Raw genomic sequence first — 18,785 nt, 5'->3', positions numbered from 1 at the left:
GCGCTTACGCTGATGCGATGGCACATCCTGTTCCCGATCCGCTCGCCCCCGGCCAGGAGTCGGTGTGGGCCTATCCACGACCGCCCCGCATCGAACCGGTCACGAGTCGCGTGGTGATCCGCCTCGGTGGCGAGGTCGTCGTGGACACCCATGACGTCGTGCGCGTGCTCGAGACGAGTCATCCGCCCGTCTACTATCTGCCGATCGCGTCGTTCGCGGGCGGTGCGCTCGCCGACGCCGAGGGCAGTTCGTACTGCGAGTTCAAGGGCTCAGCACGATACCTCGACGTTCGAGGAGGCGGGATGACGGCCGCGAGAGCAGCCTGGAACTACCCGCGCCCGTCGCACGGGTACGAGGCCCTTGCCGGACGAGTGGCGGTCTACGCCGCGCAGATGGACTCGTGCGAGGTGGACGGGGAGCTGGTCACGCCGCAGCCCGGGCGGTTCTACGGTGGCTGGATCACGTCGCGGATCGCTGGTCCGTTCAAGGGTGCCGCCGGCTCCCTCGGCTGGTGAGACTTTCCCCTTGCGCTCGACCGTGACGGGATGGAAGGTGGGCTGGCGTGCAGAACTCCATCCCGCCGCGTGGCATAAGGGAGCAGAGACAGATGACCGACAACAGTGATCGTTCCGTCGCCGACTTCCTGGCCGGGCTCGAGGATGCGCAGGCGCTGGAGGACAGCCAGACGCTGATCGAGATGATGCGTCGGGTCACGGGGTACGAGCCGACGCTGTGGAATGTCGGCACCATCGGATTCGGCACGTATCACTACAAATACGACAGTGGTCGCGAAGGCGAGGGCCACACGATCGGCTTCTATCCGCGGAAGGGAAAGCTGACCATCTATCTGATGGATGGAACCGCCCGGCACTCGGAGCTGCTGGCACACCTGGGCAAACACTCGTCGACCGGATATTGCCTGTACATCCGACGGCTCACCGACGTCGATCTGCCCGTTCTCGAGCGGATCGTCCGGGAGTCCGTTGCACTCATCGAATCCAAGTCCAAAGACGGGCCGATTCGTCAGATCCTCTGGAAGACGGACCAGTAGGACTCGCGTCGGCGATGGGTCGGGATCTGGCCGAAGTCCGCCGCGTACGAGGAGGACCCGCGCACGGGGCGTCAGCGATGTCGCCAGGAGCGTTCCGCACGCCAGTCGAGAACTTCGGCGGCGCGTGCGGTGTCGAAACCGCCGACATGGCCAGGGAAGTCAGCGTGGCGAGCAGCATCCGGGAGGTGGCGGTCCAGCAGCTCGGTGGTCGGGGTGATCGAGAGCGTGTCCTCGCTCGCGATCACTATCGCCTCGTACCCGCGGTGCTCAGGACGAGGCCGCAGTGCGAGCACGCATGCTCGGGCGGCGTCCTCGAGGTGGATCCAGCCCCACAGACTCGCCGCACCGTCGGCGTCGCTCCGTGTGCGGGCGATGTGCTCGGCCTCGTCGGATGTGAGGATCCACTGGGGTCTCAGGGCGGTGACGGTCATCCCTCTTCGGGCATACATCTCGCCCATACGCTCAGTGAAGTCCTTCGTCAGCGCGTAGGGGTCGACGAAGGAGAGCGGCGTCGACTCGTTCACGGGGAGGGCCGAGAAGAAGAGCGGCTCGGGTGAGAACGACGTCCCGTAGATGGAACCGCTCGACACCACCACCGCGGTTCGGATGCCCGCCAGCCACGCCTGCTCGAGTGCATTGAAGCAGGCCATCGTGTTGTTGCGGACGAGCTCGCTCGGCTCGGTGTGCTCCGGGGTCGGGATCGCCGCGCAGTGGATGATCGCCGTGGCACCGTCCATCGAGCGCGCGACCGCGTCCGGATCGGCGAGGTCCACCGGGGACGGTCCTTGGACGTCAGCCTCCAAGACCCGCACACCGAGCTCGCGCAACTGGCGGCAGACCTCGCGGCCGAGCTTGCCGTGCGAGCCGCTCACCCACACCACCGTGTCCGCGGGCACCGCGGCGATCGCTGCTTCAGGGATGGAGTCGCTCACGCCTCGACCCTAGGGCCACACCCGCTTCGGCAGCATCGATCGGGTCGATCAGCGCCGAGTCCTGTCGCCACGGATGTCGCGGCGCTGGACCTGGGTGTCGCTGTGCAGGAGAGTGGGCAGCGTGTCTTCTCTGAGCGCCGATGGAGCAGCCGACATCGCGCAGATCCTGGATCTGCTTCCCGCGCATCTGCGAGATGCCGAGCTGCTCGCGCGAGCCGATGTTCACCTCCCCAGGTTGCACGGTCTCTTCCATCAGCTGTACGGGGCTCACGCGGACGGATTCGAGCGGCTCCTGGACGTCGTCACGCTGGCGGCGACGTCATGGGCGACCCGGCCGCTCGAGCTCAAGGCGCTGGACCGGCATCGCGAAGCGAATCCGACCTGGTTCGAGTCTGAACGCATGCTCGGCGGTGTCTGCTACGTCGACCGCTACGGCGGCAGCCTGTCGGGCATCCGAGACCAGATCCCGTACTTCCGCGATCTCGGTCTGACCTACCTGCATCTGATGCCGCTGTTCGCGAGCCCGGAGGGAAACAACGACGGCGGCTACGCAGTGTCCAGCTATCGCGAGGTCGACCCGGCCGTGGGCACCATGGCTGAGCTCGCAGACCTCGCGGCCGAGCTGCGGCTCGCGGGGATCTCCCTGGTCGTCGACTTCATCTTCAACCACACCAGTAATGAGCACGAGTGGGCCCGCAAGGCCGTCGCCGGCGAAGCCGGCTACGAGGACTTCTACCTCATCTTCCCCGACCGCACCGTGCCGGACGCCTACGAGCAGACGACCCGCGAGATCTTCCCCGACGACCATCCGGGCTCATTCGTGCAGCTCCCCGACGGTCGCTGGATCTGGGCCACCTTCTACCATTTCCAGTGGGACCTCAACTACGCGAACCCCTCGGTCTTCCAGGCCATGGCCGGTGAGATGCTCTTCCTCGCCAACCAGGGCGTGGAGATTCTGAGAATGGATGCTGTCGCCTTCATCTGGAAGCGGCTCGGCACGCCCTGCGAATCTCTTCCCGAGGCGCATCTGCTGCTGCAGGCGTTCAACGCGGTCCTGCGCCTCGCCGCCCCGAGCCTGCTGTTCAAGTCCGAGGCGATCGTGCACCCCGATGAGGTGACCGAGTACATCTCGCCGGGGGAGTGCCAGCTCTCGTACAACCCTCTCCAGATGGCGCTCACGTGGGAGGCCCTCGCGACGCGGGACGCCAGGCTGCTGGCTCAGGCGATCGAGCGCAGGCATTCGCTCCCCGCGGGGACGGCGTGGGTCAACTACGTCCGAAGCCATGACGACATCGGGTGGACGTTCGCCGACGAGGATGCCGCGGAGCTCGGCATCGACGGCTTCGGGCACCGTCGCTTCCTGAACGACTTCTACGTCGGCCGAGCGCCAGGGTCGTTCGCCCGGGGTGTGCCCTTCCAGGAGAACGTCAAGACCGGCGACGCTCGGGTCGCGGGCACGACAGCTTCTCTCGCGGGAATCGAGGCTCTCGACGACGGGGGCGAAGACCGCGTCGTGCTCGCCCACGCGGTAGCCATGTCGACGGGGGGAATCCCGCTGCTGTACCTGGGTGACGAAGTCGCCCAGCTGAACGACTACTCCTACCGGGAGAACCCCGACGAGGCCGCGGACAGTCGATGGTCGAACAGGCCCCGTCGACCCCGAGCAGCATACGACGCCCGCCAGGATGCCTCGACATCTGCCGGCCGCGTCTTCCAGCGGCTCCGCCGGCTGATCCAGGTCCGGAGTGCGACCCCGGAGCTGGCGGGGAACGCACTGTCCGTCTTCCACACTCCGGCGCCCGCGGTGCTGGGGTATCTGCGGCCGGACGACGGCACCTCCCGGGTGCTCGTCCTCGCGAACTTCGGCGACCATCCCGTTCGTGTGCCAGCTCTCACCCTGTCCGGACTTCAGGCGCAGGCGGACGACCTTCTCACGGAGCGGCGAGTGGATCTCGAGAACGGGCTCGATCTCGACGCACACGGGTTCGTCTGGCTTCGTGTCTCGCTGAAGCAGGCCGCGCCGAAGTGAGCGGCCTCGACCCGGCCCGCCTGGGCGCGTCCCAGGGGGCGCAGGCGGCGTCCGGATCGGCCCCTCAGCTGTCTTCGCCGCGTGATTCCTCCGGGGCATCCGGATCCTCGCCCTCTGCCTGGGAGGGGTGGCCCTCCTGCGGCTGGACCCAGCCCGTCCCCGGGTCCTGAGGGTCTTCGCCCTCGGCCTGGCTCGGGTGGTTCGCATCTCGCTGCATCATTCCTCCTCGATCCGGCTGTGCACGGCACAGCGATGTGGGACGGCATCCGGCGGTCCCGTCAGAGCTCCGCCGTGCCCTCATCGGCCACTCAAGCAGTCGGGCGCCCCGCACTCACCAGGGTTGCCAGGGGCGGTGCGGGAGTCGTATACGCTTCCCATGAGGTGCCCCGGAAGTCGGGATGCGCCTCTGCGACGGGCCTTGCCCGCACCCGGACGAGGAGCCGATGGACCACGCGATCGACGCCGTCATCGAGATCTTCACGTGGGTCGGCCTCGGCGCAGGAGTGATCCTCGCGATCGTCACGGTGATCCTCAAACTGGCCGACGGCACCTGGCTTCCGGCTCGAGCGATCGTCGAGCACTCCGATGACCGCTCGCTCGTCCGATGGTTCGACGCCGATGGAGGCGTGAATGCCTCCGAACTCGATCACGAGCAGGCTGTCGCACTCGCCGGCAAAGACATGGCAGACATCTTCTACCGTCGCGGCACGGCGAATCGCATGCGCTTGACGCCCGGATCTCCCGCTGTCCGTGCGGTCGGACTGCTCGCGGCGGGACTCCTCGGGCTGGGTGTCGCGGCGACGGTGCTCTCGGGCATCCTGCTGTTCACGCGCGGCTGATCTCGCCGCGGGACAGCATCCGGGACTCCTCGAGAGCCGGCGAGGGCGGGCGCCGGTGTCGATCAGGCGAGCGCCAGCATCGCGCCCGCGAGAAGCGCGAGTGCGAGCCCGATCCACTGCACGAAAGCGATCCTCTCGCGCAGCACGATCGCGGCCAGCAGCACTGTGCCCGCGGGGTACATCGCCGTGAGCGCCGACACGATCGCCAGGTCGCCGATGCGCAGCGCCAGGACCATGATCACGTTCGCAAGGGCATCCAGGATGCCGCAGCCAGCCGCGAGCCACCATGCGGATGGGCGCCGGGCGCCGCCTGCGACGGTCGCGGCGCCCGTCTCGGCGTGCTCCAGGTCGGCGTGGCCTGTGGGCGTCGCGCCGAGATGCGTGGAGGTCGCGAGGAGCACGCTGCCGGCTCGCCGGCCGGCGCGCACCGCACGGAGCGCGAGGACGCCGACGACCGCGGAGGTGATGAGAGTGCTCACGGAGCGGTTGACGATGAGGGGGACGATCCCGCTCTCGTCGCTCGTCTGATCGATGACGATCAGGAACGCGCCGATCGCCGCACCTGCACCGACCGCGTACAGGAGACCCCGCGCGCTCGGCCGCGTCACCTTCTCGCCGGGGATGAAGGCGACCAGCACGACGGCGACCAGCGCGCAGGCGAGGCCGACGTACCCGATCCAGGACAGTGTCTCGCCTTCCACCGCGAGTCCCCACGCGATCGGAGCCACCGCCGAGACGACCGCCGTCAGCGGCGAGAGAACCGTCATGGGCCCGATCGCCAGGCACGCGTAGAGCAGCATGATCGCCACGGCTCCGGTGAAGCCCGACAGGATGCCCCACAAGACGTCCTCCGCCAGCCACTCGCCCCCGACCAGCGGGTAGGCGAGTGCGAGCAGAGCGAGTCCGGTGGCGGCGGCGATCGCGGTCACGACGATCGAGCGGAGGCGCTGCGCCGCAAGGCCGCCGAGGAAGTCCGCAGCGCCATAGACCAGCGCTCCACTGAAGGCCAACGCTGCAGGAAACATCGCGACCACCCTAGACCGGGTGTCGCGCTCGACGAGATTGCTAGATAAGCTAGCGATATGTCTACTCGCCGTGAGCTTCGCTCGACCAGCCGGTCCAGCTCCAACAGCCCGACCTCCCTCCAGCCCACCCGCTGGCTGCGGATCGGCATCCCGGTCGTCCTGATCCTCATCTGGCTCGTGGGGGGCTCGATCGGCGGACCCTTCTTCGGAAAGGTCGACGAGGTCTCGACGAACGACCAGTCGAGCTACCTTCCGCAGAGCGCGGACGCGACGGAGGTGAGCGAGCGCCTGCCGGACTTCGTGGGTGGCGACACGATCCCGGCAGTCGTGGTGGTGACCGGCGACGGACAGCTCACCGAAGACGATCTCGCAAGCATCCAGACGCTCGCCGACGACTTCGCCGAGATCGAGGGAGTCACCGACGTCTCCCCGCCCGTGACCTCGGAGGACGGCGAAGCGGCCCAGCTGTTCGTGCCCATCGACACGTCCGGTGAGGTGGGTACGACCGTCGAGGAGATGCGCACCGCGATCGACGAGACGCTGCCCGACGGGTTGGAGGCGTGGGTGACGGGGCCGGCCGGCTTCACCGCCGATCTCGTCGAGGGGTTCCTCGGCATCGACGGCCTCCTGCTCGGCGTCGCACTCCTGGCCGTCTTCCTCATCCTGGTGATCGTCTACCGGTCGCCGCTGCTGCCGATCCTCGTCCTGTTCACGTCGCTGTTCGCGTTGTGCGTCGCACTCTTGACCGTCTGGTGGCTGGCGAAGGCGGGCATCGTCGTGCTCAACGGCCAGGTGCAGGGCATCCTGTTCATCCTCGTCATCGGCGCGGCGACCGACTACGCCCTTCTTTACGTCGCGCGGTTCCGTGAGGCGATCGCCGAGGGGGAGCGGAAGTGGGATGCCGTCACCCGCGCGTGGCGCGGCTCCTTCGAGCCGATCGTGGCATCGGGTGGGACGGTCATCGCGGGCCTGTTGTGCCTTCTCCTCTCCGATCTCGCGACGAACCGCGCGCTGGGTCCCATCGCGGCGATCGGCATCGCCTTCGCGGTCCTGTCGGCGCTCACCTTCCTGCCGGCGCTGCTCGCGGTCTTCGGCCGCGCGGCATTCTGGCCGTTCATCCCCAAGGCGCCGCCGGCGCCCCTTCCCGATGACCTGACCCAGCCGGTCAAGGGCTTCTGGCCGCGGCAGGCGCGGCTCGTCGCGCGACGATCGCGGGTGGTCTGGATCGTCAGCACGGGCGTGCTGCTCGTCGGCGCGGCCGGCTTGCTGCAGCTGCAGGCCGACGGCATTCCCTCCAGTGATCTGGTGCTGGGGTATTCCGAGGCCCGCGATGGGCAGGACGTCCTCGCCGATCATTTCCCGGCCGGGTCGGGAAGCCCCGTCTACGTGATCGTCCCGGAAGATCAGCTGGCGGATGGGGCGGCCGTTCTCGCCGACAGCGACGGGATCGACACGGTCGCCGTCGTCTCGGAGGACTCGCCCACCGGTCAGGCGGCGGTCGAGGTCACCGGGGGCGAAGCCGTGCTCACGGTTCCCGGGCCGCCGACGGCCGACGCGCCGCAGCCCACGGTGTCAGAAGGAGACGTGCTGCTCATCGGCACCCTCACCGACGCCGCGGACTCGGTCGCGGCCGAGGAGACGGTCAGCGATCTGCGGATCGCCCTGGACGACGAGCTCGGCGAGGGCACAGCCGTCGTGGGCGGGGTGACCGCGACCGACATCGATTCGAACGCGACCTCGATCCGCGACCGGACGCTCATCATCCCCGTCGTGCTGCTGGTGATCCTGGTGATCCTCATGCTGCTGCTGCGGGCGATCGTCGCGCCGATCATCCTGATCCTGAGCGTCATCCTCTCGTTCGGTGCGGCGCTGGGCGTCAGCGCGATCGTCTTCAACACCGTCTTCGGGTTCGCCGGCGCAGACCCCGCGGTGCCCCTCTACGGGTTCGTGTTCCTCGTGGCGCTCGGGGTGGATTACAACATCTTCCTGATGTCGAGGGTGCGTGAGGAGTCGCTCGTGCACGGCACGCGACGAGGGATCCTTCGCGGGCTCGTGGCGACGGGCGGCGTCATCACCTCGGCGGGGCTCGTGCTCGCGGCGACCTTCGCGGCGCTCGGCGTCATCCCGATCCTGTTCCTCGCCCAGCTCGCGTTCATCGTCGCCTTCGGCGTGCTCCTCGACACGTTCATCGTGCGGTCGCTGCTGGTTCCGGCGGTCTCCTACGACATCGGCCGGGCCATCTGGTGGCCTTCCCGCCTGTGGAAGCAGGACGCCGGCCAGGCGCAGGGCATGGGCGAGACACCGGAGACGGATGCAGTCCCCGCATACGCCGACGCCACCGTCGGGGAACGGCGTACCCTCGAGACATGAGCAAGGCGCTGTTCATCGTCGACGTTCAGAACGACTTCACCGAGGGGGGCGCGCTCGGCGTCGCGGGTGGCGACGCCGTCGCCGAGCGCATCTCGCGCTACCTCGGCGCCCACGCGGGGGAGTACGCGCTGATCGTCGCGTCCCGTGACTGGCACGACGCCGAGGGCGACAATGGCGGGCACTTCGCCGCAGGCGAGCCGGACTTCGTCGACTCGTGGCCGCGCCACTGCGTGAGCGGCACCGAGGGCGCGGAGTACGACCCCGCCCTCGACGTCTCGGCCGTCACTCACCACGTCAAGAAGGGCCAGGGCAAGCCCGCCTACTCCCTCTTCGAGGGGACGACGGATGCCGGGCAGACCGTCGCGGAGCTGCTCGACGAGCACGGAGTGATCGACGTCGACATCGCCGGCATCGCGACGGACTACTGCGTGAGGGCATCGGGGATGGATGCTGTCGAGCACGGTCGTCACGTCCGCGTGTTCACCGACCTGATCGCGGGTGTCGCCGCAAGCTCGAGCGAGGCGGCGCTCGCTGAACTGGCACACGCCGGAGCGGAGCTCGCCGCGTCAGGCGTGTAGCTCAGTGGGCCTTCTTCCCGTGCCCGTTCCCGTTGCCGTTGCCGTTCCCGTTGTTGTTTCCGGGGCCGCTGTTCTCGTTTCCGTTGTTGTTTCCGGGACCGCTGTTCTCGTTCCCGCCGGCCCCGGTGCCGGCCGTGTCGCCGCCGGCGGTGGTGGGCTCGACCGATGCCGGCGTCTCGACGGGGGCCGGAGCCTGGAGCGCGTCGAGGTCTGAGCGAACGGTGTCTATGGCGGCCTGGATGCGCGCAGCGCGTGCAGCGGTCACGAGGTCCGCCTCCATCGCCGCGTTCAGCTCGGTCTGCAGCTCATCGAGTCCGCCGACCGCGCCCGCGACATCCCCGGCAGCCGCAGACTCGGCGATGGCGACGACGGAATCCTGGAACTGGCCGGCAGCGTCGCCGTCGACAGCAGGGGTTGCGCATCCGCTCAGGCCCGCGACGAGGGCCGCGGCGGCGAGGGTGGCCACGAGAGCGCGCGGCATCATGGCGTCACCGACTCGAGCAGGTCGTGGAGGTGGGAGCCGAGCGGCTCCTGGACGGCGGGGAGGACGGGGGGAGTAGACGCATCCGCCCCCATGTTCGCAGCCACGACCGCGCCCACCGCGATCGCCAGGGCGACGACGAGCGCGACGATGGCGATGAGGAGACCGATGATCCGGCGGCGCCTGGCCGACGGCGCATCCTGGGCTTCGGCCGGCGCCTCGAGGACCTTCGTCCGGTCCGCCGGCACGACGCGAGCCGAGCCAGGGACCGGCGATGCCGAGGAGGTGGATGCAGGCACGGGCGCACGACCGGTCGGGTCGTCCGGCACACCTCCGGAGAAGGACTCCGGGTGCTCGTCGCCGTCGACCTGGTCGACCGGCTCCGTAGGCGGGAGGGCGGCGGCCGCCATGGTCGCCAGGATCGGGTCGAAGAGTTCGAGCTCGAGCTCGCGCGCGGCCACCGCCGGCTCTTCAAGAACGGTCAGGACGTCTCCGACAGTGGCATCCTTCCGACGGAGTGCCGTCGCCGCAAGGGCCACCTGAAGCGCGGTGGGGCGACGCTCCGGATTGGATGCCGTCATCGCGGTGAGCAGGGTGCGCCACCCGCCCGAGACCTCGTCGGGGATCGTCGGTGACACCGTCAAGCGCGCGATGAGCGACTCATGGCTGAGTGCTGCGGCGAACGCACGCTGGCCCGTCAGGGCCTCGATCAGCATGAGACCGAGGGCGTAGATGTCCGCTGCCGGCGACGGCTCCTCGCCGCGCACCTGCTCGGGCGCGAGGTAGGCGGCGGTGCCGATCACCGTGCCGGGCATCGTGACCCTCGTCGAGTCCAGCAGACGGGCGATGCCGAAGTCGGCCAGCTTGGCGCGGAACGTCCGGTCGGGCAGGGGCGAGTTCCACAGGAGAACGTTGGACGGCTTGATGTCCCTGTGCACGACGCCCTTCTCGTGCACCACGTGCAGGGCCTCCGCGATGTCGACCGCGAGGGCGGCGATCTCCTCCGGCGGAAGCGGGCCGGCTGCGAGCCGCGCGGACAACGTGGGTCCGTCGACGTACTCCATCACGAGGTAGCTCGGCTCATCCTCGGAGATGTGCGCGTCGAACAGGGTGACGAGCGACGGGTGGCTGAGCGAGGCCAGGAGCGTGGTCTCCGACTGGACTCGCACGGGAGAGCCATCCGTGGGTGCCCTCATGAGCTTGATCGCGACCGTTCGGTTCAGCGCCGCGTCCTCGGCGCGGAACACGCGTGCCATGCCGCCTTCGCCGATCACCTTGTCCAGGCGATAGCGGGCATCCAGGATCGTGCCGACGTCTGTCCCCACAGACGACTTCAGATCAGGCATATGACTYCCGCTCGACTCGGGAGAGGCCGGTCGGGAACCGGCGCCATCTCCCGCGTTCGAACCTAATCACCGCATGCGCGACACGGCCCCCTCTTGACTGGAGGCGCTTGTCGTGGCAGGGGCAGGCGGAATGCCTGCAGTGGTGGGCCCGGAGGGGCTCGAACCCTCGACCCGCGGATTAAAAGTCCGATGCTCTACCGACTGAGCTACAGGCCCGACCGARACAGCCTACTTGGCCCGATCTGCGACTGCCGCCAGAACGGTCAACGCGACCGCCGGTGTCAKACCCGACACCGGCGGTCGCACCGCCCTTCCCCCAGGGTCCGGTCACCCCCGTGACCGGAGTCTGATCACTGAGCCGGAGGCATCAGCACTGTGTCGATGAGGTACACCGTGGCGTTGGCGGTCTGAACGCCGCCGCAGATGACCATGGCGCCGTTCACCATGAGGTCGTCTCCGCTACCGGTCACCTCGAGATCGCTTCCCTGGACCGTGGTGTGCATGCCCACGATGTCGTCCGGCGCGATCTGCCCGGGGACGACGTGGTACGTCAGGATTGAGGTCAGCGTCGCGGTGTCGGTCTTCAGGGCCTCGATCGTCGCCGGGTCGATCTTCGCGAAGGCGTCGTCGACCGGTGCGAACACCGTGAACTCGTCACCGTTGAGCGTGTCGACGAGGTTGACCTCGGGGTTGACCTGCCCGCTGACAGCAGCCGTGAGGGTGGTCAGGATCGGATTGTTGGATGCCGCGACCGCGACCGGGTCCTGCGACATCCCCTCGACCGATCCGGCGCCGTCCGGGACCGCTTCCGCGTAGTCCGCGCAGCCGGGTCCGACGAGGTTCGCCGCCGCATCCATGGTGGTGTCTTCGGTCATCGCCGATTCGCTCGGCGACGACATCGGCGCGCTGGATTCCATCGAAGCCGTGTCGGTTCCTGACGAGCAGGCAGTGAGTGCGAGTGCCGCTGCGAACGCGATCGAAAGACCGGCGCCGAGGCGGGTGTTCTTGGTGAGCATGGGATACCTCCGGTGTCGGAGCCGCTTGCGCGAACTCCTTATGGACACGTCGCCGATTCCCGGTGACGGTGCGCCGCCGAAGCTGCGTACATCACCTCTTCGTGACCCTCGTGCAATCGGATTGGAACCGATCGGCCTTGTCCGCTCGGGTTCCGCAGATCGCGCATCCCGCGCCCCCTCCCCGCAATCCGATACGGGCCCGGATGCGAACAACCACAGACGCGAGGAGGGGCGCATGTCGCTCATCATCATCGGGCTGCTTTACGGCCTCATCACGGGCACGCCGCGGTCATATGCGCTGTTCAGTCGCTCAGGCTCGGGAGGAGATGGCGATCAGTCCATCGTCGAGGTCGGGCTCCCGGCGGGCGTCGAAGTCTATTCGTTCACGTTCGGGTGATCCAGGCCGGGTGAATGGCTAGGGCAGGAGAGGAGGGCTAGGGCATGCTGGTGGATGTGGTGATCGATGGCGTAGAGGTGCCCGAAGACGGCACGGACGCCGTCGATGACGCCGCCCGCCTCATCGTTCGGGCAGCGCAGGGCGATCAAGATGCCTTCGCGCGGCTCTACGACATGCTCTCGCCACGCGTCTTCGGACTCATCCTCCGTGTCCTGGTCGACCGCGCACAGAGCGAAGAGGTGCTGCAGGAGGTCTTCCTCGAGGTATGGCAATCCGCAGACCGGTTCGCTCCGAATAAGGGGCAGGGAAGAACGTGGGTGCTCACCATCGCGCATCGACGGGCGGTCGACCGCGTGCGGTCGTCGCAGTCGAGCACGGACCGGGATTGGCGCATCGGCGCTCGTGACCTCGACGTCCCCCATGACAGCATCCCCGAGCAGGTGGAGCTGCGCATCGAGGGGCGACGGGTCGCGCGGGCCGTGGCCGCTCTGCCGGACGTGCAGCGCGAGGCGATCTCGCTCGCGTACTTCGGGGGGTACAGCCAGAGCGAGATCGCGGCGCTGGTGGGAGCACCCCTGGGGACGATCAAGACCAGGATGCGAGACGGACTGTCTCGCCTGCGCACCGAGATGGGGGTGACGTCGTGAACGTGCATGAGTTCGCCGAGCTGGCTGCCGGCTACGCGCTTGACGCGCTTTCGCCCGAGGACGCAGAGGCGTTCGAAGCGGCACTGGTGGAGCATCCGGAGTGGGCGTCGATCGTCGAGACGGATGCCGCGACGGTGGGCGACCTGGCCGTCGGGGTCGGGGAGGTCGAGCCGCCCGCACACGTCCGCGCCGCTGTGCTCTCCGCCATCGCAGGGTCGTCAGCGGCGGAGTCGCTCCCGGCCGGGTCGGCCCTCGACGCTCGAGCAGACGCCGAGCCGACTTCGAGCGGCGCGCCCACTCAGGACGCAGAGCCTCCTCGGAACGCCGAACCGCCCCTGAACACCGAGGCGATCCAGACGGTGGCGCGTCGCACCTGGACCCGCGGGCTGCTCGCACTCGCGGCATCCTTCATCCTCCTGATCGCGCTCGGCACGGTCGCCGTGACCCTCGGCGACCGGCTGAGGGCGCCCGAGGCCGTGGCTGCGCTCGAGCAGATCCAGGCGGCCGACGACGCTCAGACGGTGACCGACCAGGTCGCCGGCGGCGGCACCGCGACCGCCTACTGGTCGGTGTCGCTCGGCCAGGCGGTGGTCGTGACGACCGGTGTCGAGTCCGCGCCCCGCGGCGAGACGTACGAACTGTGGTTCGTGCGCGAAGGAACCCCGGTGTCTGCGGGCCAGTTCGACACCGACCGCTCAGGCTCTGCCACGGCGCAGCTGGACGGCACGGTCGAGGAGGGCGATGTGATCGCGGTGACGGTGGAGCCCGACGGCGGTTCGCCGACGGGACAGCCGACGTCCGATCCGATCGTGGCCCTGCCCACGGCCTGACCCCGCGCGGGTATTCTTCCAGCCGTGGCATCGGATTCCTCTCGGCCGGACCAGACTCCGCAGACCCTCGTGCACCTGCGGCGGGCCCGCGACCTCATGGACCGCGACTATGCGCAGCCGCTGGATGTGCCCACGATGGCCGCGAAGGCCTTCATGTCGCCCGCGCACTTCTCGCGCGAGTTCAAGCTCGCCTACGGCGAGACTCCGTACGCCTACCTCATGACCCGCCGGATCGAGCGCGCGATGGCGCTGCTGCGGGCGGGGGCGTCGGTGACGGATGCCTGCACCGCGGTCGGCGCCACCTCGCTCGGCTCGTTCAGCTCGTCGTTCACCGAGATGGTCGGCGAGACGCCGAGCTCGTACCGATCCCGACCCCACGAGGCGGCGGAGGCGATGCCGCCGTGCATCGCGAAGCTGCTGACGCGGCCGATGCGCGGGAAGTGACAGCGGCGCCGTGAGGCGGCATCCGATCGAGCAGGATCCGAGAAGCAGGGCGCGTGGCCCCTCCGTAGCGTTGCATCCATGACGAACATCACACTCCGCTTCTGTCCGATCACGGTCGACGACGTCGACGCCGCCCTCGCCTTCTACCGGGACGGTCTGGGACTCGAGCCTCGCGGCGACTTCGCGAATGACGGCTTCCGCTGGGTGACTCTCGGCTTCCCCGGTCAGCCCGGCCTCGAGGTCGTGCTCTCGGAGCCCGGCGCCGGCCGCTCGCAGGAGGACGGCGACTCGCTGCACCGGCTCCTTGCCAAGGGCTCGCTCCCGGGGCCGCTCGTCTTCACGACGGACGACGTCGACGCTGCCTTCGAGCGCGTGCGCGCGACGGGCGCCGAGGTGCTGCAGGAGCCCATCGACCAGGCGTGGGGTCCGCGGGACTGCGCGTTCCGCGATCCGGCGGGCAACCACATCCGCCTCAATCAGGCCTGATCGCGCCGGGATGCTGGGCGCATGTGCCTTCCGTGGCTCATACCGGTCCGCGGCGAGGCCCTCGTCCTCGCCGCGGCCGGTACCGTGGAGCGGGTGAGCGGAGAATCCAGGGACTTCCACAAGCCGGTGAAGCGTCCGGCCGAGCTCTTCGACCGGCTGTTCGCGGCCGAGGATCCGGCGGAGGTGTCGCGCGTGGCGCACTCGACCGCCCACGCGCTCCTCTCGCGCGTGCGGGAGGATCCGGACGGCGAGATCGTCGATCGGCTGGTCGCGTTCACCGACATGAACGGGATCGACGACATCGCCGAGCTGTGGTCGCGGTCACCGGCGAAGTCCCTGCCGGGCGCGCTCTGGCGGCTCTACCTGCTGCAGCTGTCGATTCACGATGACCCGCGGACGGCCGCCCTGGTGTACGAGCGGGGGAGGGTCGAGCTGAACTCCGCCGATCCGGTCGTCGCCGGCGCGCCCGTCCCCGCGGGGCCCGACGAGCTCGTGACCCTCATCGACACGATCCTGCGGGGTCTGTTCGTGGGTGACTTCGCCGTCGCGCTCGACCGAGCAGCGGCCTTCTGCCGGGTGCAGGCATCGGGCGCCACGCATCTCGCCGACGACTACGAGTCGACCGAGCCGGAGCGGGCCTCGAGCTTCACGACGCGGGCGCTCAGGCTGTCGGACTACGCGGGGGATCTCGCCGCGTGCGCCGCTCTCTGGCGACGGGATGCTCTCACCTGACGCTCCCGCGGGCAAAGCGGTGGGCGCCCGACCGGCGATGCGACGGCGCCTGAGCGCAGAAGTGCCGGGCCGCAGAACGCCTCTCGGCGCGGAGCCGCTCGGAGCGGCAGATATTGGAGCCCGGGGTTACTGCGGCCCGGCCGATACAGTCTAACGGAGGTCGGCGGAAGGGTATTCCTGACGCGTAGGCTCATTTTCATGACTTGGCGCTTCGCCCTCCTGATCGAGCCCGCAGAACCCGGCGATGCCCGCACCGACTACTCCGGCACTTTCGCGATCATCGACCCGGCGACGCCCGCACTCAGTGTCGGCGAGCTCTCGACCCAGCGCGGCGACGGCATCTTCGAATCCATCGGGGTGGTGGACGGTCACGCGCAGGAGGTCGGTCCCCACCTCGATCGCCTCGCCCACTCCGCGCGCCTGTGCGACCTTCCCGAGCCGAACGTCGAGCAGTGGCGGCAGGCGATCGTGCTCGCAGCCGCCGAAAGCCCGGCGCGGGGCGAAGGGGTCATCAAGCTCATCCTGAGTCGTGGGGTCGAGCACGGCCCGGCGCCGACAGCATGGGTGACGACGGCGGAGGCGCGGGACAGCTCTGCGGCACGGAGCCGCGGCATCCGGGTCGTGACCCTCGATCGGGGCTATGACAGCGAGGCGCCCGCGCGCGCGCCGTGGCTGCTGCTCGGGGCCAAGACCCTCTCGTACGCGGTCAACATGGCGGCGCTCCGCGAGGCGCACAAGAGGGGAGCGGATGACGCGATCTTCGTCTCGTCGGACGGCTTCGTGCTCGAGGCGCCCACGGCATCCGTGGTCCTGCGCTTCGGCGACCGATTCGTGACGCCCGAGCCGGGTGGGGCGATCCTCCACGGGACGACCCAGATCAGCCTCTTCGACCACTTGCGCGCGCACGGCCACCACGTCGCGTACGAGAAGGTGCCCACCTCGGCCCTCGGGGAGGCGGACGGTGCGTGGCTGCTCTCGAGCGTCCGTCTCGCCGCACCGATCACCGCGATCGACGATGTCGAGGTCGGCATCGACGCAGAGCTCACCGCCGCCTTCAACCGGTATCTGCTGAGCCCGCGCGACTGACATCGAGCGGCTACCCCCCCCCGCCCCGCCGGCTCGTGCCGAGGCATCCGTCTCCCGAAGCGAGCACGGGAGCGGGGATCGTCTCCGACACGCGGGATATCGGATGCCGATGCCCGCGTGTCGCGGAGGATCTCCGCAGCGGTGTACAGCGCCGGCTCATACCGTCAGGAGGCCCAGGCGGGCGGAGTGGCTGAGGATCGCCCTCTCCACGAGGTCCCAGTCGTGAACGATCAGCGCGTAGTCGAATCGCAGGGTGAAGTAGCCCCACATCGCGGCGTGGGCGTCTCGAACGAGGTCCTTGTGGCGGTGTTCCGCATCGTGGTGGTTATCGCGGCCGTCTGCCTCGACGATCAGACGTTCGCCGATCACGAGGTCGACCCGCCCGGTGGAGGGGATCACGACCTGCGTGCGCACGGAGAGATTGTGCCGACGCAGGCGCCAGCGGACAAGCGACTCCAGCCCGCTGTCCGCGTCGGCCCGGGCGAGTGCGAGTGCCTCTCGGCCGGGCTCGTTGGTGTGCAGACGCAGCCAATCCAGGTCGGCTTGGTRCAGCATCCCTTTGCGAAGGGCTGATTCGAGCGCGACGAAGAACTCCTCCACACCCGCACAGGCGAGGATCTGCCGCAGGATTCCGGCTGTCGTCGGCGGCCCGAACGAGCTATCACGCGCCGCGTCGTCCCAGTGCGGCACACACGTGCAGCCTTTCTCGGTGTGGCGCCTTTCGTGTCCGCCGCCCCTCAGCCAGACATGCACCGAGTCATCCTCACTGAGGACCCAGAGCCCCGCGTGCCGTGCCGCGGTGATGCACGCCATCGCACCTCCGTGCAGCGCCGCGGTCAGCGCGGGCTCGCACGCACCGGAGGTCGCGTACACACCTCGGCGGATCTGCCGCAGCGCGCCGCGGCGCGTAGACGCTTGGATCGACCGACGGCTCACTCCGTCGGCGATGAGTTCCGAGTAGACGGATACCGCTCGGACCGCACCTGTGCACATCCCGCCATCGTGCGCCAGCTCGCACCTACCACCCCGGCCCTGTGCCGCGTCGTGGATGGTTCGCTCCTCGGGGTTCGAGGGGAGGAGACAGCCAGCGGGCACGGGAGCGGACGTCGTGCCCGACGCGCGGGGATCGGATGCCGGTGCCCGGCGTGTCGCGGGCGATCTCCGCTCCTGTGGCCTCAGCCCGCGCTGTTCTACCCGACAGTGCGGATCCGTCGCCCTCGCGGGTCCGCGGCCGGTGCCGAGGCATCCGTCTCCCGAAGCGGGCATGGGAGCGGACGTCGTGCCCGACGCGCGGGGATCGGATGCCGGTGCCCGGCGTGTCGCGGGCGATCCCCGCTCCTGTGTCCTCAGCCCGCGCTGTTCTACCCGACAGTGCCGACCCGCCGTCCGGGCGGTCGCGCGGCCGGTGCCGAGGCATCCGTCTCCCGAAGCGGGCATGGGAGCGGACGTCGTGCCCGACGCGCGGGGATCGGATGCCGGTACCCGGCGTGTCGCGGGCGATCCCCGCTCCTGTGTCCTCAGCCCGCGCTGTTCTACCCGACAGTGCCGACCCGCCGTCCGGGCGGTCGCGCGGCCGGTGCCGAGGCATCCGTCTCCCGAAGCGGGCATGGGAGCGGACGTCGTGCCCGACGCGCGGGGATCGGATGCCGGTGCCCGGCGTGTCGCGGGCGATCCCCGCTCCTGTGTACAACCAGGCGTCACCCGAAGCGGCCGGAGACGTAGTCTTCGGTCGCCTGCACGGTCGGAGTGGTGAAGATCGAGCGCGTCTCGCCGTACTCGATGAGCTTGCCGGGCTTGCCCGTGCCGGCGATGTTGAAGAACGCCGTCTTCTCGGAGACGCGCGATGCCTGCTGCATGTTGTGCGTCACGATGACGATCGTGTACTCCTGCTTGAGATCGTCGATGAGCTCCTCGATCGCGTACGTCGAGATCGGGTCCAGCGCCGAGCAGGGCTCGTCCATCAGCAGCACCTCCGGCGAGACCGCGATGGCTCGGGCGATGCAGAGGCGCTGCTGCTGCCCGCCGGAGAGCCCGGACCCCGGCTTGTCGAGGCGATCCTTGACCTCGTTCCAGAGGTTCGCACCGCGCAGAGACTTCTCGACGAGAGCATCGGCATCCGACTTGGAGATCCGCTTGTTGTTGAGCTTCACCCCGGCGAGCACGTTCTCCTTGATCGACATGGTCGGGAACGGGTTGGGCCGCTGGAAGACCATGCCGACCTGACGGCGCACCAGCACCGGGTCGACGCCGGGTCCGTAGAGGTTGTCGCCGTCGAGCAGCACCTCACCCTCGACGCGCGCGCCGGGGATCACTTCGTGCATGCGGTTGAGGGTGCGCAGGAACGTCGACTTGCCGCAGCCCGACGGACCGATGAAGGCCGTGACGCTGCGGGGCTCGATCTGCAGCGACACCCCTTCGACGGCGCGGAAGTCGCCGTAGTAGACGTTGAGGTCGTTGACTTCGATGCTCTTGGACAAGGCTCTGGGCTTCTTTCGG

The 18,785-nt window shown here is 69.0% G+C and carries 21 protein-coding genes and 1 tRNA gene; 13 read left to right on the top strand and 9 right to left on the bottom strand.

The window, feature by feature from the left end; all coding sequences use genetic code 11:
- Nucleotides 1–17 precede the first annotated feature (17 nt).
- Together AC1DP3_RS05465 and AC1DP3_RS05460 are read left to right on the top strand one after the other, a co-directional pair.
- On the top strand, nucleotides 18–515 hold the full coding sequence (locus AC1DP3_RS05465; RefSeq protein ID WP_477292084.1) for a DUF427 domain-containing protein: 498 nt from the start codon (nucleotides 18–20) through the stop codon (nucleotides 513–515).
- 47 nt (nucleotides 516–562) lie between these two features.
- Complete coding sequence (locus AC1DP3_RS05460) at nucleotides 563–1,051, top strand: DUF1801 domain-containing protein (protein WP_477292082.1); 489 nt, start codon at nucleotides 563–565, stop codon at nucleotides 1,049–1,051.
- Nucleotides 1,052–1,122: 71 nt separating this feature from the next.
- On the opposite strand, the gene AC1DP3_RS05455 is transcribed toward AC1DP3_RS05460, so the two are convergent.
- A complete protein-coding gene (locus tag AC1DP3_RS05455) occupies nucleotides 1,123–1,983 on the bottom strand; it encodes an NAD-dependent epimerase/dehydratase family protein (RefSeq protein WP_477292080.1) in 861 nt (286 codons plus the stop codon).
- 163 nt (nucleotides 1,984–2,146) lie between these two features.
- On the opposite strand from AC1DP3_RS05455, the gene AC1DP3_RS05450 reads away from it, so the two are divergent.
- Complete coding sequence (locus AC1DP3_RS05450; RefSeq protein ID WP_477292345.1) at nucleotides 2,147–4,012, top strand: amylosucrase; 1,866 nt, start codon at nucleotides 2,147–2,149, stop codon at nucleotides 4,010–4,012.
- A gap of 64 nt (nucleotides 4,013–4,076) precedes the next feature.
- On the opposite strand, the gene AC1DP3_RS05445 is transcribed toward AC1DP3_RS05450, so the two are convergent.
- Nucleotides 4,077–4,229, bottom strand: coding sequence for a hypothetical protein (locus AC1DP3_RS05445; protein ID WP_477292078.1), 153 nt, complete (start codon nucleotides 4,227–4,229; stop codon nucleotides 4,077–4,079).
- A gap of 226 nt (nucleotides 4,230–4,455) precedes the next feature.
- On the opposite strand from AC1DP3_RS05445, the gene AC1DP3_RS05440 reads away from it, so the two are divergent.
- Nucleotides 4,456–4,851 carry a hypothetical protein gene (locus tag AC1DP3_RS05440; protein ID WP_477292076.1) on the top strand — a complete coding sequence of 132 codons (396 nt, stop codon included), beginning with the start codon at nucleotides 4,456–4,458 and terminating at the stop codon, nucleotides 4,849–4,851.
- Between the two features lie 62 nt (nucleotides 4,852–4,913).
- Here the strand turns inward: AC1DP3_RS05440 and AC1DP3_RS05435 are convergent, their stop codons facing one another.
- Entirely contained in the window at nucleotides 4,914–5,876 is a 963-nt protein-coding gene (locus AC1DP3_RS05435; RefSeq protein ID WP_477292074.1) for an EamA family transporter, read from the bottom strand.
- A gap of 57 nt (nucleotides 5,877–5,933) precedes the next feature.
- Between AC1DP3_RS05435 and AC1DP3_RS05430 the strand changes: the two genes are divergently transcribed.
- Together AC1DP3_RS05430 and AC1DP3_RS05425 are read left to right on the top strand one after the other, a co-directional pair.
- Nucleotides 5,934–8,246, top strand: coding sequence for an MMPL family transporter (locus AC1DP3_RS05430; RefSeq protein ID WP_477292072.1), 2,313 nt, complete (start codon nucleotides 5,934–5,936; stop codon nucleotides 8,244–8,246).
- A complete protein-coding gene (locus tag AC1DP3_RS05425) occupies nucleotides 8,243–8,824 on the top strand; it encodes an isochorismatase family protein (protein ID WP_477292070.1) in 582 nt (193 codons plus the stop codon). The genes AC1DP3_RS05430 and AC1DP3_RS05425 overlap by 4 nt, the downstream gene beginning before the upstream one ends.
- 1 nt (nucleotide 8,825) lies before the next feature.
- Here the strand turns inward: AC1DP3_RS05425 and AC1DP3_RS05420 are convergent, their stop codons facing one another.
- The 4 genes from AC1DP3_RS05420 to AC1DP3_RS05405 all read right to left on the bottom strand — a co-directional run bounded on the left by AC1DP3_RS05420 (nucleotide 8,826) and on the right by AC1DP3_RS05405 (nucleotide 11,667).
- Nucleotides 8,826–9,308, bottom strand: coding sequence for a hypothetical protein (locus AC1DP3_RS05420; RefSeq protein WP_477292068.1), 483 nt, complete (start codon nucleotides 9,306–9,308; stop codon nucleotides 8,826–8,828).
- Entirely contained in the window at nucleotides 9,305–10,651 is a 1,347-nt protein-coding gene (locus tag AC1DP3_RS05415; protein WP_477292066.1) for a serine/threonine-protein kinase, read from the bottom strand. The genes AC1DP3_RS05420 and AC1DP3_RS05415 overlap by 4 nt, the downstream gene beginning before the upstream one ends.
- 140 nt (nucleotides 10,652–10,791) lie before the next feature.
- Nucleotides 10,792–10,867, bottom strand: a tRNA-Lys gene (locus tag AC1DP3_RS05410).
- 134 nt (nucleotides 10,868–11,001) lie between these two features.
- Nucleotides 11,002–11,667, bottom strand: a complete 666-nt coding sequence (locus tag AC1DP3_RS05405) for a fasciclin domain-containing protein (protein ID WP_477292064.1) — start codon at nucleotides 11,665–11,667, stop codon at nucleotides 11,002–11,004.
- 235 nt (nucleotides 11,668–11,902) lie between these two features.
- On the opposite strand from AC1DP3_RS05405, the gene AC1DP3_RS05400 reads away from it, so the two are divergent.
- The 7 genes from AC1DP3_RS05400 to AC1DP3_RS05370 all read left to right on the top strand — a co-directional run bounded on the left by AC1DP3_RS05400 (nucleotide 11,903) and on the right by AC1DP3_RS05370 (nucleotide 16,289).
- The gene (locus AC1DP3_RS05400) at nucleotides 11,903–12,064 is read left to right on the top strand and encodes a hypothetical protein (RefSeq protein WP_477292062.1); all 162 of its coding nucleotides are present in this window, start codon (nucleotides 11,903–11,905) and stop codon (nucleotides 12,062–12,064) included.
- A 44-nt stretch (nucleotides 12,065–12,108) separates the two neighbouring features.
- Entirely contained in the window at nucleotides 12,109–12,711 is a 603-nt protein-coding gene (sigK, locus tag AC1DP3_RS05395) for an ECF RNA polymerase sigma factor SigK (protein ID WP_477292060.1), read from the top strand.
- Nucleotides 12,708–13,541, top strand: coding sequence for an anti-sigma factor (locus tag AC1DP3_RS05390; RefSeq protein WP_477292058.1), 834 nt, complete (start codon nucleotides 12,708–12,710; stop codon nucleotides 13,539–13,541). Before sigK ends, AC1DP3_RS05390 begins: the two co-directional genes overlap by 4 nt.
- Before the next feature lie 96 nt (nucleotides 13,542–13,637).
- Nucleotides 13,638–13,985, top strand: a complete 348-nt coding sequence (locus tag AC1DP3_RS05385) for a helix-turn-helix transcriptional regulator (protein ID WP_477292344.1) — start codon at nucleotides 13,638–13,640, stop codon at nucleotides 13,983–13,985.
- A gap of 78 nt (nucleotides 13,986–14,063) precedes the next feature.
- The gene (locus tag AC1DP3_RS05380) at nucleotides 14,064–14,471 is read left to right on the top strand and encodes a VOC family protein (protein WP_477292056.1); all 408 of its coding nucleotides are present in this window, start codon (nucleotides 14,064–14,066) and stop codon (nucleotides 14,469–14,471) included.
- Nucleotides 14,472–14,564: 93 nt separating this feature from the next.
- Entirely contained in the window at nucleotides 14,565–15,203 is a 639-nt protein-coding gene (locus tag AC1DP3_RS05375) for a DNA-directed RNA polymerase subunit beta (protein ID WP_477292343.1), read from the top strand.
- A gap of 198 nt (nucleotides 15,204–15,401) precedes the next feature.
- Nucleotides 15,402–16,289 carry an aminodeoxychorismate lyase gene (locus AC1DP3_RS05370; RefSeq protein WP_477292055.1) on the top strand — a complete coding sequence of 296 codons (888 nt, stop codon included), beginning with the start codon at nucleotides 15,402–15,404 and terminating at the stop codon, nucleotides 16,287–16,289.
- A 156-nt stretch (nucleotides 16,290–16,445) separates the two neighbouring features.
- On the opposite strand, the gene AC1DP3_RS05365 is transcribed toward AC1DP3_RS05370, so the two are convergent.
- Together AC1DP3_RS05365 and pstB are read right to left on the bottom strand one after the other, a co-directional pair.
- Nucleotides 16,446–17,282: an endonuclease domain-containing protein gene (locus AC1DP3_RS05365; RefSeq protein WP_477292053.1), complete on the bottom strand. Its 837-nt coding sequence runs from the start codon at nucleotides 17,280–17,282 to the stop codon at nucleotides 16,446–16,448.
- A 704-nt stretch (nucleotides 17,283–17,986) separates the two neighbouring features.
- Nucleotides 17,987–18,766 carry a phosphate ABC transporter ATP-binding protein PstB gene (pstB, locus tag AC1DP3_RS05360; RefSeq protein ID WP_477292051.1) on the bottom strand — a complete coding sequence of 260 codons (780 nt, stop codon included), beginning with the start codon at nucleotides 18,764–18,766 and terminating at the stop codon, nucleotides 17,987–17,989.
- Nucleotides 18,767–18,785 lie beyond the last annotated feature (19 nt).

The sequence above is a fragment of the Microbacterium sp. P5_B6 genome (assembly GCF_056400345.1).
The sequence above is the reverse complement of the archived record's forward strand: the minus strand, read 5'-3'. Positions and strand labels throughout refer to the sequence as shown.

Excerpts from the sequence above, each read along its gene's own strand:
- AC1DP3_RS05440 (WP_477292076.1), top strand. The coding sequence starts at position 4,456 with ATGGACCACGCGATCGACGCCGTCATCGAGATCTTCACGTGGGTCGGC.
- AC1DP3_RS05405 (WP_477292064.1), bottom strand. The coding sequence starts at position 11,667 with ATGCTCACCAAGAACACCCGCCTCGGCGCCGGTCTTTCGATCGCGTTC.
- AC1DP3_RS05435 (WP_477292074.1), bottom strand. The coding sequence starts at position 5,876 with ATGTTTCCTGCAGCGTTGGCCTTCAGTGGAGCGCTGGTCTATGGCGCT.
- AC1DP3_RS05430 (WP_477292072.1), top strand. The coding sequence starts at position 5,934 with ATGTCTACTCGCCGTGAGCTTCGCTCGACCAGCCGGTCCAGCTCCAAC.
- AC1DP3_RS05400 (WP_477292062.1), top strand. The coding sequence starts at position 11,903 with ATGTCGCTCATCATCATCGGGCTGCTTTACGGCCTCATCACGGGCACG.
- AC1DP3_RS05380 (WP_477292056.1), top strand. The coding sequence starts at position 14,064 with ATGACGAACATCACACTCCGCTTCTGTCCGATCACGGTCGACGACGTC.
- AC1DP3_RS05445 (WP_477292078.1), bottom strand. The coding sequence starts at position 4,229 with ATGCAGCGAGATGCGAACCACCCGAGCCAGGCCGAGGGCGAAGACCCT.
- sigK (WP_477292060.1), top strand. The coding sequence starts at position 12,109 with ATGCTGGTGGATGTGGTGATCGATGGCGTAGAGGTGCCCGAAGACGGC.
- AC1DP3_RS05420 (WP_477292068.1), bottom strand. The coding sequence starts at position 9,308 with ATGATGCCGCGCGCTCTCGTGGCCACCCTCGCCGCCGCGGCCCTCGTC.
- AC1DP3_RS05385 (WP_477292344.1), top strand. The coding sequence starts at position 13,638 with ATGGACCGCGACTATGCGCAGCCGCTGGATGTGCCCACGATGGCCGCG.
- AC1DP3_RS05425 (WP_477292070.1), top strand. The coding sequence starts at position 8,243 with ATGAGCAAGGCGCTGTTCATCGTCGACGTTCAGAACGACTTCACCGAG.
- AC1DP3_RS05370 (WP_477292055.1), top strand. The coding sequence starts at position 15,402 with ATGACTTGGCGCTTCGCCCTCCTGATCGAGCCCGCAGAACCCGGCGAT.
- AC1DP3_RS05465 (WP_477292084.1), top strand. The coding sequence starts at position 18 with ATGGCACATCCTGTTCCCGATCCGCTCGCCCCCGGCCAGGAGTCGGTG.
- AC1DP3_RS05415 (WP_477292066.1), bottom strand. The coding sequence starts at position 10,651 with ATGCCTGATCTGAAGTCGTCTGTGGGGACAGACGTCGGCACGATCCTG.